Annotated in this window: 19 protein-coding genes; 13 read left to right on the forward strand and 6 right to left on the reverse strand. The window is 68.3% G+C overall.

The features are described 5' to 3' along the window. Window positions 1-5: 5 nt before the first annotated feature. The 3 genes from ALIDE2_RS01485 to ALIDE2_RS01495 form a co-directional block, all read right to left on the reverse strand. Window positions 6-899, reverse strand: coding sequence for an NAD(P)-dependent oxidoreductase (locus ALIDE2_RS01485; RefSeq protein WP_013517267.1), 894 nt, complete (start codon window positions 897-899; stop codon window positions 6-8). A 22-nt stretch (window positions 900-921) separates the two neighbouring features. Next, the gene (locus tag ALIDE2_RS01490; RefSeq protein ID WP_013721227.1) at window positions 922-2,373 is read right to left on the reverse strand and encodes an aldehyde dehydrogenase; all 1,452 of its coding nucleotides are present in this window, start codon (window positions 2,371-2,373) and stop codon (window positions 922-924) included. A 194-nt stretch (window positions 2,374-2,567) separates the two neighbouring features. Next, window positions 2,568-3,296: an IclR family transcriptional regulator gene (locus ALIDE2_RS01495; protein WP_013721228.1), complete on the reverse strand. Its 729-nt coding sequence runs from the start codon at window positions 3,294-3,296 to the stop codon at window positions 2,568-2,570. Window positions 3,297-3,568: 272 nt separating this feature from the next. Between ALIDE2_RS01495 and ALIDE2_RS01500 the strand changes: the two genes are divergently transcribed. Genes ALIDE2_RS01500 through ALIDE2_RS01535 form a run of 8 tightly spaced genes read left to right on the forward strand, consistent with a single transcriptional unit; the run spans window position 3,569 to window position 10,446 of the window. Next, window positions 3,569-3,973 carry a hypothetical protein gene (locus ALIDE2_RS01500; protein WP_013517270.1) on the forward strand — a complete coding sequence of 135 codons (405 nt, stop codon included), beginning with the start codon at window positions 3,569-3,571 and terminating at the stop codon, window positions 3,971-3,973. Window positions 3,974-3,993: 20 nt separating this feature from the next. Continuing rightward, window positions 3,994-4,842 (forward strand): alpha/beta fold hydrolase, encoded by an 849-nt coding sequence (locus ALIDE2_RS01505; protein WP_013721229.1) that lies wholly within the window; start codon window positions 3,994-3,996, stop codon window positions 4,840-4,842. Window positions 4,843-4,896: 54 nt separating this feature from the next. Then, window positions 4,897-6,051 carry an ABC transporter substrate-binding protein gene (locus tag ALIDE2_RS01510; protein ID WP_013517272.1) on the forward strand — a complete coding sequence of 385 codons (1,155 nt, stop codon included), beginning with the start codon at window positions 4,897-4,899 and terminating at the stop codon, window positions 6,049-6,051. 21 nt (window positions 6,052-6,072) lie between these two features. Further along, window positions 6,073-6,942 (forward strand): branched-chain amino acid ABC transporter permease, encoded by an 870-nt coding sequence (locus tag ALIDE2_RS01515; RefSeq protein ID WP_013517273.1) that lies wholly within the window; start codon window positions 6,073-6,075, stop codon window positions 6,940-6,942. Window positions 6,943-6,973: 31 nt separating this feature from the next. After that, window positions 6,974-7,945, forward strand: coding sequence for a branched-chain amino acid ABC transporter permease (locus ALIDE2_RS01520; RefSeq protein ID WP_238530084.1), 972 nt, complete (start codon window positions 6,974-6,976; stop codon window positions 7,943-7,945). Continuing rightward, on the forward strand, window positions 7,942-8,721 hold the full coding sequence (locus ALIDE2_RS01525) for an ABC transporter ATP-binding protein (protein WP_013721231.1): 780 nt from the start codon (window positions 7,942-7,944) through the stop codon (window positions 8,719-8,721). Before ALIDE2_RS01520 ends, ALIDE2_RS01525 begins: the two co-directional genes overlap by 4 nt. Beyond that, window positions 8,708-9,421 (forward strand): ABC transporter ATP-binding protein, encoded by a 714-nt coding sequence (locus ALIDE2_RS01530; protein WP_013517276.1) that lies wholly within the window; start codon window positions 8,708-8,710, stop codon window positions 9,419-9,421. Before ALIDE2_RS01525 ends, ALIDE2_RS01530 begins: the two co-directional genes overlap by 14 nt. A gap of 2 nt (window positions 9,422-9,423) precedes the next feature. Next, window positions 9,424-10,446 (forward strand): amidohydrolase family protein, encoded by a 1,023-nt coding sequence (locus tag ALIDE2_RS01535; RefSeq protein WP_013721232.1) that lies wholly within the window; start codon window positions 9,424-9,426, stop codon window positions 10,444-10,446. On the opposite strand, the gene ALIDE2_RS01540 is transcribed toward ALIDE2_RS01535, so the two are convergent. Next, on the reverse strand, window positions 10,431-11,162 hold the full coding sequence (locus ALIDE2_RS01540; protein ID WP_013721233.1) for a GntR family transcriptional regulator: 732 nt from the start codon (window positions 11,160-11,162) through the stop codon (window positions 10,431-10,433). The two genes, ALIDE2_RS01535 and ALIDE2_RS01540, sit on opposite strands and share 16 nt — an antisense overlap. A gap of 83 nt (window positions 11,163-11,245) precedes the next feature. On the opposite strand from ALIDE2_RS01540, the gene ALIDE2_RS01545 reads away from it, so the two are divergent. From ALIDE2_RS01545 to ALIDE2_RS01555, 3 genes are read left to right on the forward strand one after another with little or no spacing between them, the layout of a single operon-like run. After that, window positions 11,246-12,448, forward strand: a complete 1,203-nt coding sequence (locus ALIDE2_RS01545) for an acyl-CoA dehydrogenase family protein (RefSeq protein ID WP_013721234.1) — start codon at window positions 11,246-11,248, stop codon at window positions 12,446-12,448. Continuing rightward, complete coding sequence (locus ALIDE2_RS01550; protein ID WP_013721235.1) at window positions 12,445-13,218, forward strand: SDR family NAD(P)-dependent oxidoreductase; 774 nt, start codon at window positions 12,445-12,447, stop codon at window positions 13,216-13,218. Before ALIDE2_RS01545 ends, ALIDE2_RS01550 begins: the two co-directional genes overlap by 4 nt. Next, window positions 13,215-14,255 (forward strand): phosphotransferase, encoded by a 1,041-nt coding sequence (locus ALIDE2_RS01555; RefSeq protein WP_013721236.1) that lies wholly within the window; start codon window positions 13,215-13,217, stop codon window positions 14,253-14,255. The genes ALIDE2_RS01550 and ALIDE2_RS01555 overlap by 4 nt, the downstream gene beginning before the upstream one ends. 97 nt (window positions 14,256-14,352) lie before the next feature. Here the strand turns inward: ALIDE2_RS01555 and ALIDE2_RS01560 are convergent, their stop codons facing one another. Then, a complete protein-coding gene (locus ALIDE2_RS01560; RefSeq protein WP_013517282.1) occupies window positions 14,353-15,153 on the reverse strand; it encodes an exodeoxyribonuclease III in 801 nt (266 codons plus the stop codon). A gap of 10 nt (window positions 15,154-15,163) precedes the next feature. Here ALIDE2_RS01560 and pyrE point away from each other — a divergent pair, with 10 nt between their 5' ends. Both pyrE and ALIDE2_RS01570 read left to right on the forward strand, forming a co-directional pair. Beyond that, complete coding sequence (pyrE, locus tag ALIDE2_RS01565) at window positions 15,164-15,862, forward strand: orotate phosphoribosyltransferase (RefSeq protein ID WP_013721237.1); 699 nt, start codon at window positions 15,164-15,166, stop codon at window positions 15,860-15,862. Between the two features lie 20 nt (window positions 15,863-15,882). Continuing rightward, window positions 15,883-16,587 (forward strand): hypothetical protein, encoded by a 705-nt coding sequence (locus ALIDE2_RS01570; protein ID WP_013517284.1) that lies wholly within the window; start codon window positions 15,883-15,885, stop codon window positions 16,585-16,587. Between the two features lie 68 nt (window positions 16,588-16,655). On the opposite strand, the gene gatB is transcribed toward ALIDE2_RS01570, so the two are convergent. Then, window positions 16,656-18,101 (reverse strand): Asp-tRNA(Asn)/Glu-tRNA(Gln) amidotransferase subunit GatB, encoded by a 1,446-nt coding sequence (gatB, locus tag ALIDE2_RS01575; protein WP_013517285.1) that lies wholly within the window; start codon window positions 18,099-18,101, stop codon window positions 16,656-16,658. Window positions 18,102-18,103: the final 2 nt, after the last annotated feature.

Here is an 18,103-nt window from a genome sequence, read left to right on the forward strand (position 1 = left end):
GCGCTTCAGCGCTGGCCGGCGATCAGCCGGCTGATGACGGGGTGGTACTTCTCGCCCAGGCCGCTGTCGATGGCCTGCTGGAACCAGGCATCGACGACGGCCGCGCCGCGCGCGTCCACGCCCGCGTCGCGCGCCAGTTGCAGCGCGTACTTCAGATCCTTGCGCGCGTAGAGCACGGAGAACGCGCGCTCGGGGAACTCACCGGGCAGCACGGCCTTCATGCCGTGGTTGCGCAGCGCGAAGCTGTCGGCCGAGCCCTTCGAGAGCGTGTCGAACAGCACGTTGGGATCGACTCCGGCCTTCTCGCCGATGGCCTTGGCCTCGCTCACGGCCACCACGGTCTCGAATAGCACCATGTTGTTGAGAATCTTGAGCACCTGGCCGCAGCCCACGGGACCGCACAGCGCGATGTCGGAGGCGAAGGTGGCGATCAGCGGCTTGACGGCCTCGAACACCTCGGGCGCGGCGCCCACCATCACCGCGAGCGTGCCCGCCTCGGCGGCGGCGCGGGTGCGCGCCACGGGCGCGTCCACGAACCGCGCGCCCAGGGCCGCGAATTCGCCGGCCAGCGCGCGCGTGGTGTCCACGGGCGAGGTGCTCAGGTCCACGATGGTCTGGCCCGCGCGGGCCGAGGCCAGCAGGCCGCCGTCCTGGCGGCACAGCTGCGCGACGACTTCGCCCGAGGGCAGGGAGAGGAAGACGACGTCGGCCGCCTGCATCACGGCCGCGGCGCTGGGCGCGGCCTGCACGCCGTGCGCGGCCAGGCGCTGCAGCGGGGCGGCGTCGAGGTCGTGCGCGATCACGCGGGCGCCGGTCTTCACCGCGAGGTTGCGGCAGATGGGTTCGCCCATCACGCCCAGTCCGATGAAGCCGATCACTTGGCTGGTGGTGTTGCTCATGTGTGGTTTTCCTGTTGGCCGTTCATGCCATGCCGAAATAGATGCCCTTGGGCTGCTGGTACAGCCGCATGCCGGAGGCGCCCTTCTCGCGCCCGATGCCGCTTTCCTTGAAGCCGCCGAAGGGTGTGGAGATGGACAGTTGCTTGTAGGTGTTGATCCAGACGGTGCCCGCCTCCAGCGCGCGCGCGACGCGCCAGGCGCGCTGGTAGTCGGCTGTCCAGACGCCCGAGGCGAGGCCGAAGGCGCTGTCGTTGGCTTGGGCGATGAGGTCTTCCTCGTCGTCGAACGGCAGCACGCAGAGCACTGGGCCGAAGATTTCCTGCTGGGCGATGGCGGCGCGGTTGTCGATGCCGCCGATCACCGTGGGCAGGTAGTAGGCGCCGCGCGCCAGCGCCGCCGCGCCGGGCCGCGCGCCTCCCGCGAGGATCTGCGCACCAGCCGTGCGCGCGTCCGCCACCATGCGCTCGACCTTGTCGCGGTGCGCGAAGGTGGCGAGCGGGCCCATCTCGGCACCGGCCGCATCGGGCAGGTCCACGCGCAGCGAGCGGGCGCGCTCCACGAGCTTGCGCACCACCGCATCGTGCACGGAGCGCTGCACGAACAGGCGCGAGCCGGCCACGCACGACTGGCCGCTGCCCTCGAAGATGCCGTCGGCCACGGCGGCCACGGCGGCGTCGATGTCGGCATCGGCGAAGACGATGTGCGGCGACTTGCCGCCCAGCTCCAGCGCCACGGGCATGAGCTTGCGCGCGGCCACCTCGGCGATGCGCCGGCCGCTCTCCGTGCCGCCCGTGAACGACACCATGCGCACCAGCGGGTGCGCGACGAGCGCTGCGCCCACGTCGTGCCCGGTGCCGGGCAGCACGTTCAGCAGCCCCGGCGGCAGGCCGGCCTCCAGCGCGATGCGGCCCACGGCCAGGCCGGTCGAGGGCGTGACCTCCGAGGGCTTGAGCACGACCGCGTTGCCCGCTGCCAGCGCGGGGGCGATCTTCTGCGCCTCCATCGTCAGCGGCGAATTCCACGGCGTGATGGCCGCCACCACGCCATAGGGCTCGTAGGCGGTCATGGAAAGGTAGTTGCCGCGCGCCGGCGTCACCTCGGAGCCCGTGGTCTCGCAGACCGCGCCGTAGTAGCGGAAGGTGGCGGCGGCGCTCTTGACCTGCTTGACGCATTCGCTCCACACCTTGCCGTTCTCGAGCATCTGCAGGCGCGCGAGGTGGTCGCCGTCGCGCTCCATGCGGTCGGCGATGCCGAACAGGATGCGCGCGCGCTGCATCGGCAGCATCTGCGTCCAGGCGCCGGCCTTGCAGGCCTGCGCCGCGCTGCGGACGGCCTCGTCCACGGCGCGCGGCCCTGCGGCGGCCACTTCATGGTTGGTTGCGCCCGTCGCCGGATTGACGGAGACCAGCGGGGCAATGCCGTCCTCGCCCGGCGCATCCTTCCCCGCGATCAGCATGGGCTTGTGTTCAAGCATCTGGGACCTTTCTAGTTTCCTCTGACAGAACAAAAATTCTATTTTTGAATTTTCGCGGACAAACTCGACGTAAAGGCTTAGTGTTTCTACTGATGGAACTGAAGTTCTGAAAATTGCCGGGCGCTATGGATTGCGCGCGAGGGCGCATCCCGCCTGGCGCAGCGGTCAGGTGTGCTCCGGGAGGGTGGGGGGAGTCAGGAGGCGCTCGGCCACTTCCCGCCCAGGCTGTGCGTGGCGCGCTGGGCCGCGGCCAGGACGAGGGTCTTCATGCGCTGCACCGCGAGCTCGGAAAACCGCTCCAGCGGCCCCGACACCGAAATCGCGCCGAGCAGCGAGGCCGAAGGGCCGAAAACCGGCGCCGCGATGGCGCCGCAGAGGGGATCGCGCTCGCCGAACGATGTGAAGACGAGATCGCCAGCGGCCGCGGTCTGCGCCTGCGAGCCCTGCTCCAGGGTGGTGATCACCTTGCCGGCGGCGCCCTTGTGCAGGGGCAGCAGGTCTCCGGTGCGCACGCGATCCAGCGTCGAGTGATTGGAGTCGATGCGCATGAGGCACAGGCGGTGGCTCTGGTCGTGGCGCACGTGGAACGACGGGCTCTCCGTGCCCTGTTCTACCAGCCACTGCAGGATGGGCTGGATGGCGCCTTGCAGGCCGTGCACCTGTTCGAACGAGCGGCCGAACACGAAGGCCAGCGGCCCCAGCGCATACCGCTTGTCCGCGCGGTGGGTGACCAGCCCGGCACGCTCCAGCGAGGCCAGCAGGCGCAGCAGCGTGCTCTTGTACATCCCGGTGACGTTAGAGAGTTCCGTGAGCGTAAGCGCCTGGGGCGAGTTCGCCAGCGCTGTGGCGATGTGCAGCGCGCGATCGACCGCGGCGACACCGTCGCTCTTGTCCGAGGGCTCCGTGGAAGTCGGGGCTGGCATGCAGGCTTTGGGTGATGGATGGACGGGCAATTCTATCTTGGGCAACAAGATATCCATTTCAGAGGCATGAAGGCGTGGTTGCTTTCCGGGTTAACCCCTATCGGCAATGGGTTGACTGGCAAATGACTTTCTTGAAAACTGAAAAAGAGAACTTTAATTCTTTTTGGTAGAACATAACAAAGTTAAGGCAGAAGACAACATGAACGTGAAATACACCATGACCGCGGCGCCCCTTCTGCCGGGGATCGGTTGAACCATCTGGACGCAACGGCATGAGCTCACACACCACGCACACATCCCTGGCCGAGCGGTTCGCCTCGCTCGCGCCGCACGTCAACGCGAACGCCTGCCTCGTGCATCGGGGCAGGGCGTTGACGGCCGACCTCGTCATCGTCGTCGGAACGGCGCGGTTCCTGCTGCGTATCCACCAGGGCGAAGTCGTCGAAGTCACGCAGCGGTTCGCGCTGTTCCATCCGTGCGCGCTCTTTGTGCAGGGGACGGCCAAGGCCTGGGAGCGCCTCTGGGAAAAGGTGCCTCCTCCCGGCTGGCACGACCTGTTCGCCTTGCACAAGCGGGGCGAGATGGTGATCGAGGGGGACACCAGGCTGTTGTTCTCGCATCTGCAGTACCTCAAGGACGTGCTGGAAATGCCGCGCCACGTGCCTGCGGACGCTTGAAATCAGCGAGGAGAAACCAGATGAAAGACCGCATTGAGCCCATCGTCGGCCGATACATCCACGTGGATGTCCTGGGGGAGACATGCCGCATCTATTTCGAGGAATGCGGCCAGGGCATTCCCCTGCTGTGCCTGCACACGGCCGGCTCCGATGGCCGCCAGTTCCGCCACCTGCTCAACGACGCCGGCGTCACGGACAGGTTTCGCGTTATCGCCTTCGACATGCCCTGGCACGGCAAGTCCTATCCCCCCGTCGGTTTCCACGAGCGGGACTACGAGCTCACCACCGAGCGCTACGTGGCCACGATCCGCGCGTTCAGCGCCGCGCTGGGGCTGGACAGGCCGGTGGTCATGGGCTGCTCCATCGGCGGGCGGATCGTGCTGCAGCTGGCGCATGCCCACGGCGCCGAATTCCGGGCGCTCATCGGCCTGGAGAGCGCCGACCATCAGCAGCCCTGGTACGACACGAGCTGGCTGAACCGCCCAGACGTGCACGGCGGCGAGGTTTGCGCCGCGCTGGTGTCCGGCCTGATCGCGCCGCAAAGCCCGAGCGAATACCGCCATGAAACCCTGTGGCAATACAAGCAGAGCGGCCCTGGGATCTTCAAGGGCGACCTGTATTTCTACCGCGTGGATTCCGACCTGCGCGGCAAGCTGGGCGGCATCGATACGGCCACCACGCCGCTCTACCTGCTGACGGGCGAATACGACTTCTCCTGCAGTCCCGAGGACTCGATCCGTACCGCCGAAACCATTCCCGGCGCGAAGGTGACCGTCATGAAGGAGCTGGGGCATTTCCCCATGAGTGAGAACCCCGCGCAATTCAGGAAATACATCCTGCCTGTGCTGGACGAGATCGCGGCCCGCTGAGGCGCTCGTCAGCACGCCATTTCCAACTCCCAACCAACCTCCAGGAGACACTCCATGAAAAAGATCCTTGCCGCCTCGCTGCTGTGCGTGGGCTGCGGCGCATTCGCCCAGGAAGAACTCAAGATCGGCGCCATCGTGACGCTGTCCGGCGCGGGCGCGGCTTGGGGCCAGGCCATGCTGTATGCGGCCGAACTGGCCGCCGATGACGTGAACGCCAAGGGCGGCCTCGACGTGGGCGGCAGGAAGTACAAGGTCAAGGTCGTCGCCTACGACGACAAGTACCAGGCCGGCGAGGCCGTCACTGCCGCCAACCGCCTGGTCTTCGAGGACAAGGTCAAGTACGTGATCGGCCCCGTGGGATCGGCTGCGGCGCTGGCCGTGGGGCCCATCATGGAGAAGAACAAGGTCGTCATGCTGACCCTGGGCTTCACCGACAAGGCGCTGGCGGCCGACAAACCGTTCAGCTTCCGCCCCAACCTGACGACGATGGAAACCTCGCAGCCCCAGATCGACTGGATCGTCAAGGCCAAGAACATCAAGAAAGTGGGCGCGCTCTTCCCCAACGACGAGACCGGCCAGCAGATCGCCCAGGACCTGGAGAAGGCCTACGCCAAGGCCGGCGCGCAGATGAATGCCAAGGAATTCTTCGAGCGCGAGCGTGTGGACATGATGCCCCTGCTCACCCGCATCATGGCCAAGGGTGTGGACGCCATCGAGCTCGACGGCAACGCGCCCGGCACAGCCGGCCTCATCGTCAAGCAGGCGCGCGAGCTGGGCTTCAAGGGCCACATCATCCGCAGCGGCGGCCCGGCCACCGCCGAGATCGTCAACGTGGCGGGCACGGGCGCGACCAACGGCATGCTGGTCAACACGCCGATCAATCCGGCGAATGCGGAGGTCAAGGCCTATGCCGAGCGCTACTTCGGCAAGTACAAGAAGCGCATGAACGGCTTCAGCCCGGCGTTCTACGACGGCACGCGCATGCTGTTCCAGGCCATGGGCCAGGCGGGCACCGCCACCGACACGGACAAGGTGCGCGTGGCGCTCGAAGGCATCAAGGACTTCAAGGGCATCCTGGGCACCCTGAACTGGACGGGCAAGGAGGTCTACGGCTCCAACCACCAGATCAGCGCGCCGTTCTACGTCGCGCGCGTGCAGGACGGGCAGGAGGTGGTCGAAAGCACCTGCTCCCTCTCCGCCTGCAAGTAAGCGCAGGACCTGGGTACCGCCGTGGATTTCACATTCCTCATTGGTCAGGCACTGACCAATGGCCTCATCATCGGGTTGCTCTACCTGCTGATGGCCATTGGCTTCACGCTGGTCTTCGGTGTCATGCGGGTGGTCAACTTCGCGCATGGCGAGTTCTACATGCTGGGCGCCTTCCTCGCCTACGTCTGTGTCACCCGGCTCCAGCTGCCTTTCCTAGCGGCGGTGCTCGCCACCTTCGCCGTGACCCTGGTCGCGGGCTGGATCATCGAAGTGCTGGTGCTCAAGGGCTTTCGCGGTAACGAGCTCAACGGGATGATCAGCACGATCGGGCTGGCGATGGTCCTGCAGAACGGCGCCCTGCTGGTCTTCGGGCCCGACCCCCAGTCCATGCCGCCCGTGGCGCAGGGCGTGGTGTCGCTCGGCCCCATCGTGCTGCCCATGTCGCGGCTGTACGTGGTGGCCTTCTCCATCGCCGTGCTGGTGCTGCTCTACCTGTTCCTCATGCGCAGCAAGGGCGGGCGGGCGCTGCGCGCCGTGGTGCAGGACACCGAGATCGCCAGCGCCCAGGGCATCCGCTCGCACCTCATGTACCCGCTGGGCTTCGGCATCGGCGTGGCGCTGGCGGCCGTCGCGGGCGCGCTGATGGCGCCGGTGTTCTCGGTCTCGCCGAGCATCGGCTCCACGCCCCTGCTCAAGGCCTTCATCGTGGTGATCCTCGGCGGGCTGGGGAGCATTCCCGGCGCCGCGCTCGCCAGCCTGCTGCTGGGCGTGGTGGAGAGCGCGGCCAACACCTTCATGTCCAGCAGCATGTCGGACATGCTGCTCTTCGGCTTCGTGATCCTGATGCTGATCTTCCGCCCCTCGGGCCTGCTCGGAAAGTCCGGACGCTGACGCCATGCACGCCTCTTCCTCCATTTCGACCATGAAGCCTCGCGCACCCGATTCCGGCGCTGGAGCCCCCCAGGCGCGCTGGCGCCTCTGGCTGCCCGGCCTGCTGGTCCTGTTCGCACTGCCGCTGTTCACCAGCAGTCCGTTCCATATGCACCTGGCGGTGCTGATCTGCCTGAACATCATCTTCGTCAACGGGCTCTCCTTGCTCAGCCGCACCGGGCAGCTCTCGTTCTGCCATGCTGCGTTCATGGGCATGGGCGCCTATGCCTCGGTGATCGCCACCACCCAGTGGCATGCGCCCTTCCTGCTGTCGGTGGCGCTCGGCGTGGCCGTCGCCGCTGCCGTGGCCTTCTTGCTCGGCGCTGTGATCCTGCGCCTGCAGGGCGTGTACTTCGTGCTGGTGACCTTCTGCTTCGGCGAGCTGTTCCGGCTGTTTCTGCTGGAAGGCGGCAGCTACACCGGCGGGGCCAACGGCATCGCCAACATTCCGCCCGCGTCCATCCTCGGCCTTGCGTTCGACACCAAGACGTCGTTCTACGTGCTGGCGGCCGCCTGCGCCTTCGCTTCCATCGCGCTGCTGATCGCGCTGTTTCGAACGCCCCAGGGCACGGCGCTGGACGCGGTGGGCGATAACCAGGAACTGGCCGAGGCCAGCGGCATCGGCATCCAGCGCACGCAGATGTTCGCGTTCGTGCTGGGGTCTGCCATGGCCGGCTTCGCGGGCGCGCTGCTCGCGCACTACCTGGGCTTCGTCTCGCCCGAGTCGTTCAACCAGCACATTTCCGTGGCGGCCATCGTCATGCTGGTGATCGGCGGCCGCGCGTCGGTGCTGGGGCCCATCCTGGGCGCGCTCATCATGACGCCGCTGCCCGAGCTGTTCCGCAGCGCGATCGAGACGCAGAACATCCTCTACGGCATCACGCTGATCCTGGTGCTCAAGTTCCTGCCCGGCGGCCTCGTGGGGATCGCCGCGAAGCTCCGAGGGAAGGGGGGCAAGGCATGACCGCACTGCTCAAGGTGGATGGCCTGTCCCGCTATTTCGGCGGCCTAGCCGCCGTGAAGGATCTGAGTTTCGAGCTCAACGCGGGCGAGATCGTCGGCCTGATCGGCCCCAACGGCGCGGGCAAGAGCACGGCCTTCAACGTGATCAGCGGCTCGCTGGCGCCGTCGGCCGGCCGCATCCAGTTCGCGGGCCAATCCATCGAGGGCATGCGGCCTAGCCAGGTGGTGCGCCACGGGCTGGCGCGCACCTTCCAGTCGGCCACGGTGTACCCCGCCGCCACCGTGCAGGAGAACCTCTACCGGGGCGCCCTGGCGCGTTTCGACGTGCCCATCTGGGCGCAGATCGCGCAGACGGCCAGCTATCGCAGCGCGCTTCGCAAGGTGCGCGAGGAAGTGGACGAGGTGCTGGAGATCACCGGCCTGGCGCCCTACCGCGACGACGTGGCCGGCGCGTTGGCCTACGGTCACCAGAAGCGCATTGGCGTGGCCATCGGTCTGGCCACGCGGCCCCGGCTGCTGCTGCTCGACGAGCCCGCCGCCGGCCTCAACCCCGAGGAGTGCGCCGAGTTCGGCTGCCTGCTCAAGACGCTGCGCGACCGGCACGAAATCTCGCTGCTCTTCGTGGAGCACCACATGGCGCTGGTGATGAACACCTGCGAAAAGATCATCGTGCTCGTGCAGGGACAGAAGATCGCGCAGGGCACGCCCGACGAGGTGCGCAACAACCCCGCGGTGATCGAAGCCTATCTGGGAGTGGACGAAGATGCCCACGGTTGAAGTCAAGGATGTGGTGGTCCACTACGGGCTGGTGGAGGCGCTGCACGGCGTCAGCTTCACGGTGCCGGCCGGCCAGATCGTGGCGCTCGTCGGCTCCAACGGCGCGGGCAAGAGCACCACGCTGAAGGCGTTGATGGGCCTTAAGAAGGTCTCGGCCGGCAGCATCCACATGGACGGCCGGCGCATCGACGCCACCGGCCCGGCCCAGCGGGTCTCGATGGGGCTGGCGCTCTCTCCCGAGGGGCGCCGGCTGTTCCCGCGCATGACCGTCTGGGAGAACCTCATGGTCGGCGCGCACACCGTCGGCTCGGCGGCGGCGCGCAACCGCTCGCTGGAGCAGGTCTGCGCGCTGTTCCCGCGCGTGCAGGAGCGCCGCAGCCAGCTTGCGGGCTCGCTTTCCGGCGGGGAGCAGCAGATGGTGGCCATCGGCCGCGCGCTGATGTCGCATCCGCAGATCCTGATGCTCGACGAGCCCTCGCTGGGCATCGCGCCCAAGATCGTGTCCGAGATCGCGCAGGCCATCGTGCGCCTGAACCGGGAGACGGGCATCTCCGTGATCCTGGTGGAGCAGAACGCGCGGCTCGCGCTCAAGATGGCGCACCACGCCTACGTGTTCGAGCAGGGCACGGTGATCCGCTCGGGCTCCGGCCAGGAACTGCTGCGGGACGCGTTCGTACAGAAAGCCTTTCTCGGAGTCTGAGCATGGAGAACCTGCCCATCGTCCCGCGCGCCGAAGTGCGCCCGCAGTGGCTGGCCCGGCACCACGAGGCGCCGCTGGAGCCGGAACTGCCCATCATCGACCCCCACCACCACCTGTCCGACAGCCTGTGGGGCGGCTACCTGCAGGACGACCTGCTGGCGGATCTGGGCGCTGGGCACAACATCCAGTCCACGGTCTTCATCCAGGTGGGCTTCGGCTACCGCGAGGATGGCCCCGGGCACCTGCGCCCCGTGGGCGAGACGGAGCGCGTCGCGGCCATCGCCGGGCGCATCCCCGCCGAAGCGGGCACGCGGGTCTGCGAGGGCATCGTGGGCTTCGCGGACCTCGCGCTGGGCGCGCGCGTTGAGGAGACCCTGGCCGCGCACCTGCAGGCCGCCGCAGGGCGCTTCCGCGGCATCCGCTGCCACGCGGCCGCGCATGCGCAGTTCCAGTACGGCGTGATGCACGCTCCGCCGCTGCACCTCTACATGGACCCGAAATTCCGCGAGGGCTACGCCACGCTCGCGCGCTTCGGGCTCACGTTCGATTCCTGGGCCTACCACACCCAGCTCGACGAGCTCTGCGACCTGGCGCGCGCCTTCCCCGACATCCCGGTGGTGATCGACCACATCGGCGTGCCCCTGGGCGTGGGCCCCTACGTGGGGCAGCGCGATGCCGTCTTCGCCGAATGGAAGCGGCTGCTGCAAAAGATCGCCGCGCTGCCCAACGTCTGCATCAAGCTCGGCGGCCTGGGCATGAGCGTGTTCGGCTTCGGGTTCCACCTGGCCGGGCGGCCGCCGACCTCCGAGGAACTGGCGCAGGCCTGGAGCCCCTACATCCTCACCTGCATCGAAATCTTCGGCCCGTCGCGCTGCATGTTCGAGAGCAACTTCCCCGTGGACAAGGGCACGTGCAGCTACCCGGTGCTGTGGAACACCTTCAAGCGGATCACTGCGGGCATGTCAGAGGACGAGAAGCGGCAGCTCTACCGCGACACCGCTGCGCGGTTCTATCGCCTTGCCTGACCGAGGTCCGAGGCGATGGCCGCCTCGATCGCCTCGCGCACGTTGCGCACGTGCTGCATCCCCGCCGCATCCGCGGCGTCCTCGTCGCCCTGGAGGACGGCCTCGCACATCGCACGGTAGTCGCGCATGCGTATGCGCTGCAGCGCCGCGGGCCGATGCTGCGCGTAGACGATGGGCATGTGGATGGTCGGCAGCAGGCGGCGCAACTCGCGGCTGCCGCTGGTGGACAGCAGTGCGCGGTACAGGGCGCGGCGGGCGCTGGCGAAGGCGTCCTGGCCCTGGCCGCGGTCGGCCTCATGGAGGCGGGCCAGGGCGTCCTCGATCGGCGCGCGGGGCGCGCCGGCGGCAACGGCGCGCGCGGCGCTGCGCGCGAGCAGGCCGGTCATGCGCTCGGCCACGTCGAGCACCTCCAGGGTTTCCCGCGCCGACAGGGTGCGTATGGCCGCCCCCTTGTTGCGGAAAAGATCCACCAGCCCCTCGGCCGCCAGGCGCTGCAGCGCCTCGCGCACGGAGGCGCGGCTGACGCCGAACTGCGCGGCCAGATCGACCTCCACCAGCCGCTGGCCCGGCACGAAGCGCTGCTGCGCCAGGCCCTGCACGATGCCGTGGAACACCGTGTCGGCGGCGCTCTCCGGGACGTCGGCAGCGGGTTCGGGCAGCGTGTTGGAGGGCATGGGGCAGGCCAGGAAGAAGGTGCCGACGTTAGCACAGCGCATGGGGGCTTGTTTTCAATATTGTCTGACAATATCATCGGCAATACACCGGCCATCCTGGCTGGCCCTTTTTCATGAGGCCCCGCATGGACTTCTCCCTTTCCCCCGAACTGCGCGCCCTGCGCGACAAGACCCGGCGCTTCATCGCCGAGCAGGTGATCCCGCTGGAGAGCGACCCGCGCCAGTCCCACCACGGCCCCGACGAGTCGCTGCGCCGCGAGCTGGTGGCGCGCGCCCGGGCGGCCGGCCTGCTCACGCCGCACGCATCGCGCGAGATGGGCGGGCTGGGCCTGTCGCACGTCGAGAAGGCCGTGGTGTTCGAAGAGGCGGGCTACTCGCGCCTGGGGCCCACGGCGCTCAACATCCACGCGCCCGACGAGGGCAACATCCACCTGATGGAGGAAGTGGCCACGCCCGCGCAGAAGGAGCGCTGGCTGCGCCCGCAGGTGGCGGGCGAACTGCGCTCGTGCTTCGCGATGACCGAGCCCTCGCCCGGCGCGGGGGCCGATCCGTCCATGCTGCAGGCCACGGCCGTGCGCGACGGCGGCGACTACGTGATCAACGGCCGCAAGTGGTTCATCACCGGCGCCGACGGCGCCGACTACGCCATCGTCATGGCGCGCATGGAGGACGGCTCGGCCACCATGTTCCTGACCGACATGGACCGCCCGGGCATCGTGCTGGAGCGCAACATGGACGCCATGGACGCCTGCTTCACCGGCGGCCACGGCGTGCTGCGCTTCGAGAATCTGCGCGTGCCCGCGGCCGACGTGCTGGGCGAGATCGGCAAGGGCTTTCGCTACGCCCAGGTACGCCTGGCGCCCGCGCGCCTCACGCACTGCATGCGCTGGCTGGGCCAGGCGCGCCGCGCGCACGACACGGCACTGGACTACGTGCGCAAGCGCCACGCCTTCGGCAAGCCGCTGGTGGAGCACGAGGGCGTGGGCTTCATGGTGGCCGACAACGACATGGACCTGCACACCGCGCGCCTGCACATCTGGCACACGGCCTGGCTGCTGGACCAGGGCGAGAAGTGCAACTTCGAGTCGAGCCGCGCCAAGGTCGTGTGCTCCGAGGCCGAGTGGCGCGTGGTGGACCGCAGCGTGCAGATGCTCGGCGGCCAGGGCGTGACGGGCGAGACGCCGGTGATGCGCATCTTCACCGACATGCGGGCCTTCCGCATCTACGACGGCCCGAGCGAGGTGCACCGCTGGAGCATGGCGCGCAAACTCGCCCACCTGTCCGAGAAGGCCGAGGCCGAGCTGCTGCGCGAAGGGGGCGCGGCATGACCGCGGCGATGGACCGGTTCAGCCTGCGCGGCAGGCTGGCGCTGGTGACCGGCGCCTCCAGCGGCCTGGGAACGCACTTCGCCCAGGTGCTGGCCGCCGCCGGCGCCCGCGTGGCCGTGGCCGCGCGCCGCGTCGACAAGCTGCAGTGCGTGGTGGACGCCATCGCGGCCGAGGGCGGCGAGGCGCGCGCCTTCGCGCTCGACGTGGCCGACAGCGCCAGCGTGCGCGCCTGCTTCGACGCGCTGTGCGCCTGGGGTGTGCCCGACGTGGTGGTCAACAACGCGGGCGTGACCGTGACGCGCCCCGCGCTGGAGCAGACGGAAGAAGACTTCGACCATGTGCTCGGCACCAACCTCAAGGGCAACTGGCTCGTGGCCACCGAGGCCGCGCGCCGCATGGTGGCGGCGGGCAAGGGCGGCGCGATCGTCAACGTGGCATCGATCCTGGGCGAGCGCGTGGCGGGCGGCGTGGCGCCATATGCCATCTCCAAGGCCGGCGTGGTCCAGGCCACCAAGGCCCTGGCGCTGGAGCTGGCGCGCCACGGCATCCGCGTGAACGCGCTGCTGCCCGGCTACGTGGTGACCGACCTGAACCGCGGCTTCCTCACCAGCCCGGCGGGCGAGAAGCTGCGCGCGCGTATCCCCAGCCGCCGCTTCGGCGAGGTGACCGACCTGGACGGCCCGCTGTTGCTGCTGGCCTCCGACGCGGGCGCCGCCATGTCCGGCGCCACGCTGGCCGTCGATGGCGCACACTTGGTGAGTTCGCTATGAGCGGCCCCGCGAATCCCTTGCCGGTGGAGGCGCTCGCCGACTACCTGCGCGCCCAGGGCCTGGCGGGCAGCGCGCCGCTGCAGGTGCGCGTGCTCGCGGGCGGCCAGTCCAACCCCACCTACCGCGTCACCGCCGGCGAAGGCCGCGACTACGTGCTGCGCAAGAAGCCGCCGGGCACGCTCATCGCCTCCGCCCACGCCATCGACCGCGAATACCGGGTGATGAAGGCGCTGGCGGACACCGGCGTGCCCGTGCCGCGCATGCTGCACTACTGCGAGAGCGGCGAATTGCTCGGCACGCCGTTCTACGTGATGGAGTACCTAGCGGGCCGTGTGCTCATGGACCAGTCGCTGCCCGGCATGGAGCCCGCCGAGCGCCACGCCATCTACCGCGAGATGAACCGCGTGATCGCCGCGCTGCACGCCGTGGACTACCGAGCCGTGGGGTTGGGCGACTACGGCAAGGAGGGCAACTACGTGGGCCGGCAGATCGCCCGCTGGTCGCGCCAGTGCCGCGAGTCCACCGTGCCCATGAATGAGGCCATGCACTGCCTCATGGACTGGTTGCCCGAGCACCTGCCCTCCGGCGACGAGACCACGCTGGTGCACGGCGACTACCGGCTGGACAACCTCGTCTTCCACCCCACCGAGCCCCGCGTCATCGGCGTGCTGGACTGGGAGCTCTCGACCCTGGGCCACCCGCTGGCCGATCTGGCCTACCAGTGCATGGCCTGGCGCATTCCGCCCAGCCTGTGGCGCGGCATAGCCGGGCTGGACCTGCCCGCCCTGGGCATCCCGCAGGAGGCCGAATACATCGCCTGGTACGGCGCCGCCACCGGCCGCGACGCGGTGGGCCACTGGGACTACTACCTGGCCTACAACCTGTTTCGCATGGCGGCCATCCTGCACGGCATCGCCCAGCGCGCGGCGGACGGCAACGCCGCCGCCGAGGATGCGGTGGAGACCGGCGCCAAGGCCGGCCCGCTGGCCGAACTGGGCTGGGAGAGCGCGCAGCGCTACACAGCTACGCGCAAGTGAGCTACAAAAAAAGGAGCTTCTGGCGCTTTATTTGCCTGTGTTTTCATATCGAATGATATAGAAACCATTGTGCAAGAAGCGCAAGAAGCTCCTGAATTCAGAGCGCCATCTCGTAGCCCACGGTGATGGGCGCGTGGTCGCTGAACTTCTCCCCCTTGTAGATGGCCTCGGTGCGCGCCAGCTGCGCGAGCGCCGGCGTGGCCAGGTGGTAGTCCAGCCGCCACCCCACGTTGTTCGCATACGCCTGGCCCCGATTGCTCCACCATGTGTAGCAGGCGTCCGTCGCATCCGGCTGCAGCCGGCGGTACACGTCCACCAGGCCGCCGTCCGTGTCGTCGCCCAGCAGCTTCGTCATCCACGCGCGCTCCTCGGGCAGGAAGCCGCTGTTCTTCTGGTTGCTGCGCCAGTTCTTCAGGTCGGCTTGCCGGTGGGCGATGTTGATGTCGCCGCACAGGATGAACTCGCGCTCGGCCTTCAGGCGCATCAGGTGGGGGTGGAATTCATCGAGGAAGCGGTACTTGGCCAGCTGGCGCTCCTCGCCCGAGGAGCCGCTGGGAAAGTAGGCGCTGATGATGGACAGCCTGCGCGAAGGCGTGTCGAAGCGCAGCTCCATGTAGCGGCCCTCGGCGTCGAACTCCTGAGAGCCGTAGCCGGCCAGCACGTCGCTGGGTTCGTGGCGCGTGTAGATGCCCACGCCCGAGTAGCCTTTCTTGGCCGCGAAGTGGAAGTGGCCCCTCAGGCCCGCCAGCTCCTCGAAGCGGCCCTGCATGTCCGCGGACTGGGCCTTTATCTCCTGTACGCAAATACAATCCGGGCGGTTCTGGTCTATCCACGCCTCCACGCCCTTGGACGTGGCCGAGCGGATGCCGTTGAGGTTGAGACTGGTTAATTTGAACAAGGAAGCATCCATGGTGACAGAAAGCGCGCAAGGCCCCGTGCGGGACCGTCTGGCGCAGGATTTCGTGCGTTTCGCGGTCGAGTCCGGCGTGCTGCGCTTTGGCGAGTTCAAGACCAAGGCGGGCCGCATGAGCCCGTATTTCTTCAACGCCGGATTGTTCGACGACGGCGCCAAGATGGGCCGGCTCGCGCAATTCTATGCACAGGCGCTGGTGGCCAGCGGCATCGAGTTCGACATGCTGTTCGGCCCCGCCTACAAGGGCATCCCGCTGGGCGCCACCGTGGCCGTGGAGCTGGCGCGCCTGGGGCGCAACGTGCCCTTCGCCTACAACCGCAAGGAGGCCAAGGACCATGGCGAGGGCGGCACGCTGGTGGGCGCGCCGCTCAAGGGCCGCGTGCTCATCATTGACGACGTGATGAGCGCCGGCACGGCAGCGCGCGAATCCATCGCGCTGATCCGCGCCGCGGGCGCCACGCCGCACGCCATCGCCATCGCGCTCGACCGCCAGGAGAAGGCTACCGAGAACGGCCGCGACGTGGATCACAGCGCCGTGCAGTACGTGCGCCGCGAGCTCGGCATGCAGGTCTGCGCCATCGCCAGGCTTGCCGACCTGCTGCGCTACCTGGAGGCCGATGGCGGCGACCCGCAGATCCACGCCCACCACGAGCGCGTGCTGGCCTACCGCCAGCGCTACGGCGTGGACGATTAAGGCAGGGGCAGAGGGGCGCGATGGCGGGCGTACGGCGGATGGGCGGACTGCTGGCATGCGCTGCCGGCCTGGCGCTGGGCGCGCTGGCGCCGGCCTGGGCGCAGCAGGGCAAGACCGCGCAGGAGGTCTACACCTGCATCGACAGGCAGGGCCGCCGCATCACATCCGACCGGCCCATCGCCGAATGCGTGGACCGCGAGCAGCGCGTCCTGGACCACACGGGCACCGAGCGCCGCCGCATCGGCCCCACGCTGACGGAGCACGAACGCGCGGCCCAGGAGGCGCAGCGCCGCAAAGAGGCAGAGGAGCGCGCGCGCTTCCTGGAGGAGCGCCGGCGCGAGCGCGTGCTGCTGGCGCGCTACCCCGACGAGGCTGCGCACCAGGCTGAGCGCGAGGCCGCTATCGACCAGGTGGAGGAGGTCATCGTCGTGGCCCACAAGCGCATCCAGGCGCTGAAGGCCGAACGCAGGCGCATCGACGTGGAGCTGGAGTTCTACCGCGGCGACCCTGCCAAGGCGCCCGCGAAGCTGCAGCGCCAGATCGCCGAGAACGACCAGGCCCTGGCCGAGCAGCAGCGCTTTCTGGTCGCGCAGGACCTGGAGAAGCGCCGCATCCACCAGCGCTTCGATGCCGAGCTGGCCCAGCTGCGCCAGCTGTGGGCGGCCCAGCGGGCTGCGGCCACGCAATGGGCGCAGCCGCCCGCCACCGCGCCGGTGCAAAAATAAAGGCCCCGCGGGGCCTTTATTTTTTTGATAGCAGTCAGCGCTTGGCTGGTGGACGTTTTTGGCAGTTTTTAAGCCAATTTTGCTTTCAACAGCTCGTTGACCTGCTGGGGATTGGCCTTGCCCTTGCTGGCCTTCATCACCTGGCCCACGAGCGCGTTGAAGGCCTTGTCCTTGCCGGCCTTGTACTGCTCCACGTTCGCGGGGTTTGCGGCGATGACCTCGTCGATGATCTTCTCCAGCGCGCCGCTGTCGTTCATTTGCTTGAGGCCCTTGGCGTCGATCACGGCGTCCACGTCGCTGCCTTCGCCGCTCCACAGCGCCTCGAACACCTGCCTGGCGGCGTTGTTGCTGATGGTGCCGTCGCCGATGCGCCCGATCAGCGTGGCCAGCTGCTGGCTGGAGACCTTCACGGCATCCATGCCGATCTCCTCGGTGTTCAAGCGGCGCGAGATCTCGCCCATCACCCAGTTGCTGGCGAGCTTGGGCGCGCCGCAGGCCTTGGCGGCGTCCTCGAAATAGGCGGCCATGGCCTGGCTCTGCGTGAGCGTGGTGGCGTCGTACTCGGGCAGGCCGTACTGCTGCACGAAGCGCGCGGCCATGGCGCGCGGCAGCTCGGGCATGGCGGCCTTCACCTGCTCCACCCATTCGGGCGCGATGACCAGCGGCGGCAGGTCGGGATCGGGGAAGTAGCGGTAGTCGGCCGCGTCCTCCTTGGTGCGCATGGCGCGCGTCTCGCCCGTGTCGGGGTCGAACAGCACGGTGGCCTGCTGGATGGCGTGGCCGTCCTCCAGCTGCTCGATCTGCCAGCGGATCTCGTAGTCGATCGCCTGCTGCATGTACTTGAAGCTGTTGAGGTTCTTGATCTCGCGGCGCGTGCCCAGCGGCTGGCCCGGCCTGCGCACGGAGACGTTGGCGTCGCAGCGGAAACTCCCCTCCTGCATGTTGCCGTCGCAGATGCCGATCCAGGTCACGATCTGGTGCAGCGCCTTGGCGTAGGCCACGGCCTCCTCGGTAGAGCGCATGTCGGGCTCGGTCACGATCTCCAGCAGCGGCGTGCCGGCGCGGTTCAGGTCGATGCCGCTCATGCCGTGGAATTCCTCGTGCAGCGACTTGCCCGCGTCCTCCTCCAGGTGGGCGCGCACCAGGCGCACGGTCTTCTTCTCGTCGCCGAGGTAGAAGCCCACCTCGCCTCCCTGCACCACGGGAATCTCGAACTGGCTGATCTGGTAGCCCTTGGGCAGGTCGGGATAGAAGTAGTTCTTGCGCGCGAAAATGCTCTCTGGCGCAATGTGGGAGCCGAGTGCCAGTCCCAATTTGATAGCGCAGGCCACCGCTTCGCGGTTCATCACGGGCAGGGTGCCGGGCAGGGCCAGGTCCACGGCGCAGGCTTGGGTATTGGGCTCGGCGCCGAAGGCCGTGCTGGCGCGGCTGAAGATCTTGGCTTTAGTGGCCAGCTGGGCGTGAGTCTCGAAGCCGATGACGACCTCGTAGCCTTGGATGAGTTTCGCGGTCATGG

The organism is Alicycliphilus denitrificans K601 (assembly GCF_000204645.1).
In the GTDB taxonomy this organism is placed as follows: Bacteria; Pseudomonadota; Gammaproteobacteria; order Burkholderiales; family Burkholderiaceae_C; genus Alicycliphilus; species Alicycliphilus denitrificans.